Origin of the sequence: Vibrio sp. 10N.261.52.A1, assembly GCF_002876325.1 — a bacterium.
GTDB lineage: Bacteria > Pseudomonadota > Gammaproteobacteria > Enterobacterales > Vibrionaceae > Vibrio > Vibrio chagasii.
On the sequence record NZ_MCYD01000848.1, the window covers coordinates 1 to 12,998 of the forward strand.

Annotated in this window: 9 protein-coding genes; 4 read left to right on the forward strand and 5 right to left on the reverse strand. The window is 45.8% G+C overall.

Annotation, left to right across the window (positions count from 1 at the left end; genetic code table 11):
• Positions 1-116: 116 nt before the first annotated feature.
• The 4 genes from BCT81_RS18060 to BCT81_RS18075 all read right to left on the reverse strand — a co-directional run bounded on the left by BCT81_RS18060 (position 117) and on the right by BCT81_RS18075 (position 4,712).
• Positions 117-545 (reverse strand): VOC family protein, encoded by a 429-nt coding sequence (locus BCT81_RS18060; protein WP_102425355.1) that lies wholly within the window; start codon positions 543-545, stop codon positions 117-119.
• 15 nt (positions 546-560) lie between these two features.
• On the reverse strand, positions 561-1,151 hold the full coding sequence (locus BCT81_RS18065) for a GNAT family protein (protein WP_102425356.1): 591 nt from the start codon (positions 1,149-1,151) through the stop codon (positions 561-563).
• 106 nt (positions 1,152-1,257) lie between these two features.
• Positions 1,258-1,746: a GNAT family N-acetyltransferase gene (locus tag BCT81_RS18070; RefSeq protein WP_102425357.1), complete on the reverse strand. Its 489-nt coding sequence runs from the start codon at positions 1,744-1,746 to the stop codon at positions 1,258-1,260.
• Between the two features lie 383 nt (positions 1,747-2,129).
• Positions 2,130-4,712: a nitrate reductase gene (locus BCT81_RS18075; RefSeq protein ID WP_102425358.1), complete on the reverse strand. Its 2,583-nt coding sequence runs from the start codon at positions 4,710-4,712 to the stop codon at positions 2,130-2,132.
• 505 nt (positions 4,713-5,217) lie between these two features.
• Between BCT81_RS18075 and nirB the strand changes: the two genes are divergently transcribed.
• The 4 genes from nirB to BCT81_RS18095 all read left to right on the forward strand — a co-directional run bounded on the left by nirB (position 5,218) and on the right by BCT81_RS18095 (position 11,862).
• Entirely contained in the window at positions 5,218-7,800 is a 2,583-nt protein-coding gene (nirB, locus tag BCT81_RS18080) for a nitrite reductase large subunit NirB (protein WP_102425359.1), read from the forward strand.
• A gap of 127 nt (positions 7,801-7,927) precedes the next feature.
• The gene (nirD, locus tag BCT81_RS18085; protein ID WP_061031137.1) at positions 7,928-8,272 is read left to right on the forward strand and encodes a nitrite reductase small subunit NirD; all 345 of its coding nucleotides are present in this window, start codon (positions 7,928-7,930) and stop codon (positions 8,270-8,272) included.
• Between the two features lie 194 nt (positions 8,273-8,466).
• Positions 8,467-9,933 (forward strand): NarK family nitrate/nitrite MFS transporter, encoded by a 1,467-nt coding sequence (locus BCT81_RS18090; protein ID WP_102425360.1) that lies wholly within the window; start codon positions 8,467-8,469, stop codon positions 9,931-9,933.
• A 144-nt stretch (positions 9,934-10,077) separates the two neighbouring features.
• Positions 10,078-11,862, forward strand: coding sequence for a bifunctional protein-serine/threonine kinase/phosphatase (locus BCT81_RS18095; protein ID WP_102425361.1), 1,785 nt, complete (start codon positions 10,078-10,080; stop codon positions 11,860-11,862).
• Between the two features lie 58 nt (positions 11,863-11,920).
• Here the strand turns inward: BCT81_RS18095 and cra are convergent, their stop codons facing one another.
• Positions 11,921-12,925, reverse strand: a complete 1,005-nt coding sequence (cra, locus tag BCT81_RS18100; RefSeq protein ID WP_102425362.1) for a catabolite repressor/activator — start codon at positions 12,923-12,925, stop codon at positions 11,921-11,923.
• Between the last annotated feature and the right edge of the window lie 73 nt (positions 12,926-12,998).

Here is a 12,998-nt window from a genome sequence, read left to right on the forward strand (position 1 = left end):
AACGACGTGAGGCTCGATAGATAAAAACTAGCGTTGCAGTGGCGAGTGGAAAAACGCCGACAAAGTTGTCGGCGTTTGGTGATCGATCTGGCTAGTCTTAAAAACAATGAATGAACTCACTCCAAGCTCTTCGGTTTTTCTCCGAGGTGTTGAGTGAACCTTAACAAATAACCATCCGGATCTTGGAGAAGAAGCTCACGCTCTCCAGACAACTTTTCACCAATGTCATACCAAGTTTCTTTCAGCTCACGAAACAGAGGCACTTTGTGGGCTTGGAGACGTTTTACTAGAGGTTCTAAGTCACTTAATTCAATCTGAAAGTTCACACCTCGCCCCAAGGGAGCCTCAAGCTCACCAGTAATCCATCCTTCATCATTGATTTGCTCTAACATCATGTGCACATGCTCTTGTTCGAGATACACAAAATCAGGATTTTCACGCTTTATGCGAATAGAAAAACCAAGTACATCAACGTAGAAGGCAAGCGACCGCTCAAAGTTGCTAACGGATAGTTCAGGAACCATCGGATTCCAATAGTTTTCCATTCTTACTTCCTTGTTTTAAGGCTCTTGTTGACTGAGTTTTTTCAGAAAGCCTTGCTTAACTTCTGGCCACTCCGAGTCAATAATTGAATACACTACCGTATCTCTTACCGAGCCATCCTTTAAGATCTGATGATTACGCAAGATACCGTCGAGGTTTGCTCCAAGCCCTTCAATCGCTTTTCGAGAGACGGTATTCCCAATATGAGTGCGAAACTCGACAGCAATAGCTTCATAGTGCTCAAACAATTGCCGTAGCAAAAGGTATTTACACTCTTTATTTATCAATGTTCCCCTAGCCGAATTTGAATACCAGGTATAACCAATTAACGCTCGTCTGTTTGGCCTATCAACGCCATAGTAACGGGTAGTCCCTACGACTTGATTGGTGGCTTTCACTCGCACCGCATAAGCTATATTACCGAGTACCATTTGAGCGATAGCATCAACAACGTATTGCTCCATTTTTTCTGGACTCGGGACATTAGCGAACCATAGCTTCCAATGCTCTCCGTCTTTCACGGCCTCGATTAGTTCAGGTACATGCCCTAGATTCAATGGCTCAAGAACAACATTGTCTCCTTCAATCCGGCTTTGCTCTATCCACATAACGCTCAATTCTCCTTTAATCGTTAACACTGTGTGAGAGGTGATTTATTGCTTTTTGTGCTCTGCCCTACTGCTTAGGGAACGAAAACAGTACTTAATTTGAAACCTAATCAGAGGCTGATTGATAGACGTTGTTTTCGATCAACGCTCCGAAAAACTCAAAAGTAAGAGAGCCTATTCGACTAAAACCTAAATGTTCATAAAAGCCATTGGATTCATTTTTAACCCACGTGTACAACCAATATTGGCGACCAAACTGGTCCTCCACGCTTTTTAACAGCTTTTTGCCCACACCTTTGCCTTTAAAAAGGCCATCTACATAGAGCTTTTCAACCTCAAAACCACTTTCAGGCGTTTGATAATTCGATTCAAGATTAACCATTACATAACCATGTAGAATCTCATTCTTTTCACTAACCAAAACGCGGTATTTAGTGTTATTCAGTATTTCCAGGAAATAGTCTGCCGTGAACGTAGACAGTACATAGTCTGCATATTCGGTTTTTATTCCTTCTTGAGCGTATGTATCTAGCCAGACTCTAATAGACAGTAGCGCTAATTTTGCACAGTCGTCTTTTGTCGCTTCCCTAACCATGCCCCCTCCATGACTCACGATTTGATAAAGAGTGATTATGAGAATTTTCCCTAACACGCCCTACTAAACACTCCAACCAATGCTTAGCTAAGCCACTCTTTAATATGATAATTTTACTAAAAGCACACATCATACAGGATAAAAATCAGGAGCGTTTCCGATTACCCCAAACCAAACTCGTAAATAATGTGAATGTGTGTGTCGCTTATCAATTATCCACACACGTCTTTATCTCTGTATCAATAGCTAGTTCTAAGTTTCATGAAGCGTAAAAGCAGGTGAACGACGTGAGGCTCGATAGATAAAAACTAGCGTTGCCGTGAAGAATGGAAAAACGCCGACAAAATTGTCGGCGTTTGCTATGGATCTATTTTGATAACTATCTACTTAGCCAATGTACTCAAAAACTCGGCTTCGAATTCTTCATCAGCTTCTCGGATGAGGCATCTCACCAGCCAATCGATGCTTCGATGGTCGAGCTTACTGTTCACGACGAACGCTTGCTTTACACCAAACTGATCCAGCTTGGCTGAGCCGTAGTTCTTGAACGATTTATTGCCGTGGTAATGGAGTGATTTAATCGCCTCTGTATTCGGTTCTGGTAACGCATCGAGGGTATTGGCAAGCTGAATCACCAACTCCATTGGATTCTTCGATGAAGAAATACGATACAGAAAACCGCCCTCCACTCTTTGGCGAACCCAGTAATCAAACCCACTACAATCCATCACCTTGTCACTGACCAAGGCGGCTTCACTACGATAACCACACGGCTCTACCACAACAGGTGTGTGTTTAAATTCTGGTTGGCCTGAAGCTGCATCGGTATGAGGCAAGATCAGGTCACACGGCTTACTGTCTTTGGCGGTTGGCGCATTCCAGTGAATAGGCATAAACACCTGCTCACGGCGCATCTCTTTGGTCACCACTAAGCGAGCTTGGCATTCACCTTGTGCGCTGCGCACTTTCACTACCGGATTAATAGTGGCGTGGTTGAAAGCATCTAAGCCAAACTCTTCTAAACCAAGCTCTGCGACCGTATCTGGGTGCATGGCGACAAAGGGTTCTGGTGTGTGTTCACCTAAACCTGCGGCTAAGCCAGTTCGGCTCATGGTGTGCCATTGGTCTCGGATTCGACCTGTGTTCATAATAAGTGGGAATTCGACACTGGTAACGGCAATCGGCTTGTCGTGCTCAACCGCTACAAACTGCGCTTTGCCAGATTCAGTAAAGAACTCGCCATCGGTGAACATGCGCTGCTCGATGATTTCTGGTTGATATTCAAGTACTGGCCATTGCTGCGGAGTCAGTTCACCATAGCCTTTCTCATCTAACTGAGTAAGCCCGATTAAGCATAGATCGCGAGCTTTACCTGTCTCATTACCTAGGGCTGTCATCTCGCAATACTCTTTGAAGATCTCGCCTTCGTGGCGGTAATCAAACTGCTCTTTGAATCCCATTTTTTGCGCGACTTCTTTTAATATCCACCAATCAGGTTTCGCTTCTCCAGGGCTTGGTAATACGCGGCGTTGGCGTGAGATTCGACGCTCAGAGTTGGTTACGGTGCCCGACTTTTCACTCCACCCTTGCGCGGGTAGCACTACATCGGCCAAGCGTGTTGTTTCCGTATCCGCAATGCAGTCCGACACCACCACAAATGGGCACTTCTCCAAAGCGGTTTTGATTTTTTCACTATCTGGCAGGCTCACAACAGGGTTAGTAGCCATGATCCACACCGCTTTTATCTTGCCTTCATTCATGGCATCAAACAGGTCGATGGCTTTCAAGCCTGCGTGAGTGGCTAAGCTGTCGGTTTGCCAAAAATCGCTAACGGTTTGATGTGATTGTGGATCACCAAATTCAAAATGCGCGGCTAAAGTATTGGCTAGGCCGCCCACTTCACGCCCACCCATCGCATTCGGTTGGCCTGTGACCGAGAATGGGCCCATACCCGGCTTTCCGATTTTTCCGGTCACTAAATGACAGTTAATAATGGCGTTTACCTTGTCACAACCTTGTGTGGATTGGTTCACGCCTTGGGAATAGATGGTGAGCACTTTCTCTTTAGATGCGAACAACTGATAGAACTGTTCGAGTTGTTGCTCGCTAAGCCCTGTCAGTTCAGGAACGCTTTTGTTGCCCCAACCTGATTCGGTATAGCGGTAATCTGTGGCTGTTCGAATCGCTTCCGTAAAACCTTGGGTATGATTTTCAATGTAATCAGAGTCAAGCTGGTCGTTATCATCTAAGTAAGCCAACAAACCATTGAATAGAGCGACATCGGAACCAGATTCCAATGCCAAGTGTATATCGGCAATCTCACAGGTGTCGGTGTAGCGCGGGTCAATGACGATCACTTTCATGTCTGGGTTAGCTTGCTTGGCTGCTCTTAAGCGTTGAAACAGTACAGGGTGACACCAAGCGAGGTTTGATCCAGTGATGACGACCACTTCGGCTTGCTCTAGATCTTCATAACAAACAGGAACGGTATCAGTACCGAACGCACGTTTATGCCCAACCACGCTAGATGCCATACAAAGGCGAGAGTTACTGTCGATGTTAGCGCTACCAATAAACCCCTTCATCAGCTTGTTAGCTACATAGTAATCTTCAGTCAGTAGTTGGCCTGATACATAAAAGGCGACAGAGTCCGGGCCATGCTGTTCTATCGCTTGTTTGAACTTGTCTGCCACCAGCTGAGATGCGCTACTCCAAGGTAGAAGTTGTTGTCCGCTTGCGACTCTTTGCATCGGCTGAGTTAAACGGCCAATTGGTGTTACGGTGTCTCCCAGTGCTGCGCCCTTTGTACACAACTTGCCATAATTCGATGGGTGGTCTTTATCGCCACGCACTTCCAGTTTCCCCGAAGCAGTTGGCCTTACTTCAATGCCACAACCTACGCCACAGTAAGCACACGTTGATTTGATCCAATCCTTGTTTGAACTCATCACTCTTCCCTCGTGCAATGTTCTTTTTATTGTTTCCACCGTGCTAACAGAGCGCCTCTTACTAACCACTCTTCGCGATGAAAATTTCTCTTTTTTAATAAAGCAATTTACGCACCACTATTCACCCCTTTCCCAATCAAGAAAAATAACCATTAATTACAACAACTTAAAATCAAATCACTTACAGGAAATAATGTTAATCAAATGCCATCGAGAAAATATTGAGATTTTTGCACCATGTTGATCAATTTTGCACCACAAAGGCTCATTTTCATAAATATTCTCTTTCTTAAATCTACCACTTTAGGGGTAATTGGTCCGTTTGTCATTTAATTAAACCAATGATTTAAAATGTTATTTTTATTTTCCTCGATATCTATTTTTATCTGGCACCCTACTTGCTGTCCTATTTACCAACAACTCAAAATTTACAGTTTTCAGTTCATTGGAAGAACAGCACATTATCCACCAGAGAGTGGGCAGTTTTAGAAACGCTAGGAAGCCATCAAAAAAGGAATTTACTATGAGCAAACAAAAGATTGTCGTCGTTGGTAATGGCATGGTTGGCCACAAATTTATCGACAACATCATTCAAGCTGATTCAGACCAATATGAAGTTATTACCTTCAGTGAGGAATCGCGCCTTGCCTACGACCGTGTTCAACTTACGGCCTACTTCAACGGTAAGACAGCCGACGATTTGGCTTTAACGAGTGAAGCTTATTACCAAGAAAATGGCGTTAAATACCTAATCAATGCCAAAGTCACTGAGCTCGATACCGAAAACAAAGCAGTCGTGACTGACAGTGGACACCGTGAAAGCTATGACAAACTGATTCTCGCAACAGGTTCATTCCCGTTCGTCCCCCCAATTCCGGGGAACGACCAAGAACACTGTCATGTGTACCGTACGATTGAGGATCTCGATGCGATTGAGTCATCTGGTAAACAGAGCAAATCGGGCGTGGTGATCGGTGGTGGCCTACTGGGTTTAGAAGCGGCAAACGCGGTTAAAAACCTTGGATTAGAAACCCATGTCGTAGAATTTGCGCCTCGATTAATGGCAGTTCAACTCGATGACGGCGGCGGTGCCCTGCTGAGACGTAAAATTGAAGATTTGGGCGTACAGGTTCACACCGAGAAAGCGACCTCTGAAATTGTGGCGGGTGAAAATGCTCGCTACCGCATGAACTTTGCCGATGGCACACATCTTGAAACCGATATGATCGTGTTCTCTGCAGGTATTCGCCCTCAAGATGCCCTGGCTCGTAGCTCTGACATCGCGATAGGTGAACGTGGCGGTATCGTGATTGATGATTACTGCCAAACCAACATTGATGATGTGTACGCGATTGGTGAATGTGCGCTGTGGGATAACAAGATCTTTGGCTTAGTGGCTCCGGGCTACTCAATGGCGAAAATCGCAGCTAGCCATATCCTTTCCAATGGCGAAGATGAGAGCAGCTTTACGGGTGCCGATATGAGCACCAAGCTTAAATTGCTAGGCGTAGACGTAGCCAGTATTGGTGAAGTGCATGGCAAAACCGAAGGCGCACAGTCTTACACCTACAACGATGAAATTGAACAAGTTTATAAGCGCTTAATTGTTTCTGCTGATGGCAAGAAGATCGTCGGTGCCGTGTTAGTGGGCGACGCAGACGCGTATGGTTCGCTGCTGCAAATCAAGCAAAACGATATGCCTTTGCCAGAGAACCCATCGGTACTGATTCTACCAAACCTTGCTGACGATTCCGGCAGCGCCATGGGTGTTGAAGCGCTTCCAGACAGTGCTGTAATTTGTTCATGTTTTGACGTCACCAAAGGCGACATCAAACAAGCCGTTTCTGCAGGCTGCACCACAATGGCAGCGCTGAAAGAATCGACCAACGCATCGACGGGGTGTGGTGGCTGTTCTGCCCTTGCTAAACAAGTATTAGACAGTGAATTGAGCAACTTGGGTGTGGAAGTCTCTAACGACATCTGTGAGCACTTTGCTTACTCGCGCCAAGAACTGACCGACATTATTCGCGTCAACAAAATCAAAACCTTCGATGAGCTGCTTGAATCTCATGGTCAAGGCTTAGGCTGTACCGTTTGTAAGCCTGCGGTGGGTTCTATTCTCGCCTCTTACTGGAACGACTACATCCTGAAAGATGAGCACATCGAGCTGCAAGACACCAACGATATCTACCTTGGCAACATGCAAAAAGACGGTACCTACTCTGTGGTTCCACGTATTGCTGGCGGTGAAATCACACCAGACAAACTGATCGTACTGGGTGAAGTCGCAAAAGAGTACGACCTTTACACCAAGATTACTGGCGGACAACGTGTCGATCTATTTGGTGCACAACTTAATGAGCTGCCTGCCATCTGGAAAAAGCTGATTGATGCAGGCTTTGAAACTGGCCACGCCTACGGTAAATCGGTTCGTACAGTGAAGTCGTGTGTTGGTAGCACTTGGTGTCGCTACGGCGTCAACGACAGTGTTGGCCTCGCGATTAAACTAGAGAACCGCTACAAGGGCCTACGCTCACCACACAAGATCAAATTCGCGGTATCTGGCTGTACTCGTGAGTGTGCCGAAGCGCAATCAAAAGACATTGGTGTTATTGCGACAGATAAAGGTTGGAACCTGTACGTCTGTGGTAATGGCGGCATGCGCCCACGTCACGCAGACCTATTCGCGACCGACCTAGACGAGCAAACTCTCATTCAATACATCGACCGCGTGTTGATGTTCTACACACGTACTGCAGACCGCCTACAACGTACTTCGGTTTGGATGGAAAACTTAGAAGGTGGTTTGGAGTATCTCAAAGAAGTGGTGATTGCAGACAAACTCAATGTCGCTGCTGATCTAGAAGCCGACATCGCGCTCAATATCGAAAACTACCAGTGTGAGTGGAAAACCACTATCGAAAACCCAGTCAAGATGAAGCGCTTCCAGCACTACATCAATAGCGATGAAATGGACTCTAGCCTGTCATTTATCAAAGAACGTGAGCAGCGCTTCCCGAAGCCTTCGGTCAACACAGACCAAGAAGCGGAGCGTAATCAGGCATTAAGCAGCACACAACAAATTGAAATTACGGAAGTCTCGTAACCAGTTTGGTCGTTAGCAGATCCTTTGTTCTCGGCAATTCACTGCTAGCGACCTTCTTTCTTTACGACCTTCTTTTTTAGGAAATGGAACAAAATCAAAGACTCTATAAATTACCAAGGAGACTGTCATGGAAAACTGGACCACTGTTTGTTCTCAAGAGGAACTGTCACCCAATGCGGGTGTGTGTGCCAAGGTGGCTGATCATCAAGTCGCTATCTTTTACTGCAAACGCAGTGACAAGCTTTACGGCCTTTCGAATTTCGATCCAGTAGGCAAAGCCAACGTTATGTCACGCGGCATTATCGGCTCGTTAAGTGGAGAACCTTATGTGGCCTCTCCACTCTACAAGCAGCATTACCACCTAGAGACAGGTGCCTGTTTAGAAGAACCTGAACATGCCCTAACTCGCTTTGAAGTGCGCCGACAAGGCAACCAGATTCAAGTACTGGCACCCGAAGCGTTGGCAAGTTAGTCATCTGACGACCAGTTAGCAGCTAACAATAAATGTTCAACTAACAAGAAGTTATCGCCTAACTAAAAGGTTGTACTTTCAAATTCACCCATTAACATGCCTTAGCCGCCTATAATTAACAGTCTAGGCAAGCTATGGAGTTGGCATGTGGACGGCTAGATAACTCTAGATTCCATATTTAAAGGATTTAATGCATGGATAACTCAAAATTTTCGCTGTTTTCATTTACCGGCAAGATGAAGGTCTTACACCTCAGCTGGATCGCCTTTTTCATCACCTTTGTGGTTTGGTTTAACTTCGCACCACTACTGCAGATGGTAAAAACCAGCCTAGGGCTAACCACTGAAGAGATCAAAACCCTTCTAATCCTAAACGTTGCCTTAACCATTCCAGCGCGTGTCGCGATTGGTATGCTTACCGACCGTTACGGTCCAAGACTCGTCTACTCTTCGCTACTCGCGATCTGTTCCATTCCGTGTTTCATGTTCGCACTGGCTGACTCTTTCATTCAAGCCGCCATTGCTCGTTTCCTACTTGGCTTTATCGGTGCTGGCTTCGTAGTTGGTATTCGCTTGGTATCTGAATGGTTCCCACATAACGAACTGGGTACAGCAGAAGGTATCTACGGCGGTTGGGGTAACTTTGGTTCAGCAGCGGCAGCATTCACTCTTCCTACTCTAGCATTAGTATTTGGTGGCGAAGATGGCTGGCGTTATGCGGTTGGTATCACCGGTGTAATGAGCTTACTGTTCTCTGTTGTGTTCTACAAAAACGTATCCGACACACCAAAAGGTTCTACCTACTTCAAACCAGCTCAAGTAACCGCAATGGAAGTGACGTCTAAGGGTGACTTTTTCTTTCTACTCTTCATGAAGATCCCTATGTACGCGGCACTGGCTCTACTGGCTTGGAAACTGTCTCCATCAGGTATTGGCATGTTGTCTGACACAGCGGTGTACGGTGTGTATGCAGTACTTGCTGCGCTGTACTTGTATGAAGTAACTCAAGTTTGGAAAGTGAATAAGAATGTATTCAAAGAAGAAGTGCCAGAGATTCACCAGTACAAGTTTAAGCAAGTTGCGGTACTAAATGTTCTGTACTTCGCGACTTTTGGTTCTGAGCTAGCAGTGGTTTCTATGCTGCCACTGTTCTTCTCTGAAACCTTCGAGCTAACGCCTGTTCTGGCTGGTATGGTGGCTTCGGCTTATGCCTTCATGAACTTGATGTCTCGCCCTGGTGGCGGTTGGATTTCAGACAAATTTGGTCGTAAACCAACCCTACTTATTCTAACGGCAGGTTTGGCTGTAGGTTACTTCGCTATGGGCCAAGTAGAGAGCACATGGCCTGTATGGCTAGCGGTTGTTGCGGCAATGGCATGTTCGTTCTTCGTACAAGCAGGTGAAGGTGCAGTATTTGCAACAGTACCGCTTATCAAACGCCGTATGACAGGCCAGATTGCAGGTATGACAGGTGCTTACGGAAACGTGGGTGCGGTGGTTTACCTAACCGTGCTTTCGTTTGTTAGCTACCAGACTTTCTTCCTTGTGATTGCTGCAACAGCGGTACTTGGCTTTGTGACTCTGATGTTCATGGAAGAGCCCAACGGTCAAATTGCTGAAGTGAACGACGATGGTAGCGTAACCTTAATCAAGGTCAGTTAACCACTCATTGAATCGGGAGGAGTAACCGGGCTGCGACACTTGGTTACTTCGTTCAAAGGCTCTCGCTTTACTGAGAGCTTTTGTTCTTTCTCAGATGTGCTCTCAAGCAAATGAGAAAACGGCCAGTTAAGAAGAAGACCAGTTATGACGATTTCATTCAGCCAAGGGCAAGTCATTAAGCCAGAAACCAATAACCAACTGACTTTGAAGTTTGGTGGTTATTCGAATAAAGGCGTACGTGACGAAAACCAAGATGCCATCATTGTAAAACATCCGAAGACTCGTGCAGAACAAGAACTAAAAGGCAGTGTTGCCTGCATAGCCGACGGAGCCAGTTGCAGTGAACACGGTCAGAAAGCCAGTCACACCAGTGTGATACAGTTTATTGACGACTATTACGCGACCCCACAAAGCTGGAGCATTCAGCGTTCGGCGCAAAAAGTTCTAACTTCGCTTAATTCTTGGCTCTTCAACACCTCTGTTTCTAATATTCATTCCGCACAACAAGTTAACCACAATGCCTTAGTTTCGACTTTCAGCAGCGTGATATTGAAATCGAACACCGCTCATCTATTCCATGTGGGTGACAGCCGCATTTACTTGCTAAGAGATGGAGAATTACGCCAACTGACCCGTGACCACACTCGTAAGAACATGGGACAGAAGCATTACTTAACCAGAGCATTAGGCATGGATAATCAGCTCAATGTTGACTACCAAACCTTACCCATCAAGAAGAATGACCGCTTTATCCTAACCTCGGATGGTGTGCATGAGTTCGTTTCCCCTAACACATTTAAAGAACACATCGACAAACCCGGTGCAGATTTCGAATACGCAGCTCAAACCATCTGTAACACAGCACTAAGCCACAATAGCGCAGACAACGTGAGCTGCCTGATTGTCGAAGTTACTCACTTACCTACGCCGTCATTAATCGAATTTCACGAAAAGCTCTCTAAGCGCGCTATTCCACCAGCGTTAAAGCTTGGTCAAAGTATCGATAACTTTATGGTACTTGAGGTGTTGTATGCGGGCACTCGAAGTCATGTGTATCGTGTGATGCAGAAAGAGACACAAACCGAATTCGTCCTAAAGGTGCCTTCGGTTCAATACCATGACGATCCAGCACAGTTAAGGGCTTTCTTTAACGAGCAATGGGCTGGCATCTTGTTGAATAACAAGAAAGTAATGAAGGTTTACCCAACGCCAGAACACTCTCAATTTCTGTATCAAATTTGCGAATTGGTTGAAGGTGTCACGCTAAGGCAATGGATGTACGACAACCCTAACCCCTCGCTCGAACAAGTGCGTGAGATACTCGAAAAAATCACACAAGGGATTCGTGTCTTGCAGCGTGCCGACATGGTACACAGAGACTTGAAGCCTGAAAACATCATGATTCAGCGTGATGGTGATATCAAAATCATCGACCTTGGTGCGGTGTTAGTAAGAGGAATTGAAGAGGGAGAACAAGCAGACAAAGACCCAACACCACTCGGCGCGGTGAATTACATTGCACCAGAGAGTATTAAGTACAACACAGCCACGACAAGCTCAGATTTGTTCTCTATCGCGGTGATCGGTTATGAAATGCTAACGGGTGAATTGCCCTACTCTGAAATGAGCGCGCAATCTCTCAAGCAATCACGCCATCACCAATGGGAATACCAACCGCTGACACAAAAGCGAACGGATTTACCGGCTTGGATTGATTTGGTTTTACAAAAGGCGTGTGCAGAATCACCGACCGAGCGATATCAGGTTTTAGGCGATTTTGTAGCTGACCTCTACACACCCAATCAAAATCTAATGAAGCACAAAGCCAAGCAACCATTGATAAACCGCCATCCCATTCAGTTTTGGAAGCTGTTGGCCCTACTTTTAGGCTTAGTAGCATTGGTGGAATTTGGTTTGTTGATTCAATAAAAAAGCCTCAGTACCTTAAAAATCACTGAGGCTCTCTTAAACTTGAATCGTCGGCGCGTTAAGTACGTTTCACTAAGCTTCTCGGCACCAATTCAATGCCCGACTGGTAACGTTTTGCTGAAGCGTTCAATGCCAAAGCAAACGCGCTGTCTGCAATGACCTCAAATTGCTGCGGCAGTGAGTGAACCTTAAAGGGTAAGAAATCCAATAATCGGTTATCACCAAAAGTCGCCAACTTTACTTGATTGATCAGCTCTGGCTTTTCAACCATCACATCAAGTACACCTTCTAGTAAGGTGTAAGACATAGTCACAATCGCATCAGGGACGGTACCTTTAGCAATCCACTCTTCAAACACTTCTCGACCGGATTCACGATCAAAGTGCTCACCATAACCCACAACCATCGGCTTGTTTTCTGTTAGCCCTGTTTGTTGTGTATGAGCCTTATTCGCCGCTTCAAAACCCAACTGGCGTTCGCGTGAAATGTTCAGATCAGGCAGTGCGCCGATTAAACCAACACTATGAATACTGTCATCAAGAATCGAATGAGTCAGTTCAAAGGCGGCCTCGAAATCTTCACTGATCACGCAGGCAAAATGTTCATCGTCTAACGGACGGTCAATCGCAATCACAGGCGTGCCCGAGTTTTGCAACTTCAAGTAAAACTCATTGGCGTCTGGCATAGAACTCGCCACCAGCAAAGCATCAATACGACGGCTCACCAACGCTTCCGCTACTTTGCGTTCAGTTTCGGCGTCATCATCAGAACAACCAATCAGGATTTGATAGCCCACTTTACGTGAGTTCTGCTCTATCAGTTTTGCCAAGCGCGCGTAACTGCTGTTTTCCAGGTCAGGAATAATCAAACCAAATGAACGGCTATTACCAGCACGCAGCGACGAAGCAGCATGGTCTGGACGGTAGTTATACTCGTCTACCACCGCCATTACTTTCTGCTGAGTCTTCTCACTGATTCTGTATTTTTGCGCCTTACCGTTAATCACGTAACTGGCCGTGGTTTTCGACACACCGGCTAGTTTGGCAATCTCATCTAGTGTCATATGGGTGACCTGTATTTTGTGCGTAGGATCATATTACCAATCTTCTGATCCTTGGATTAGTTGAATTATATGC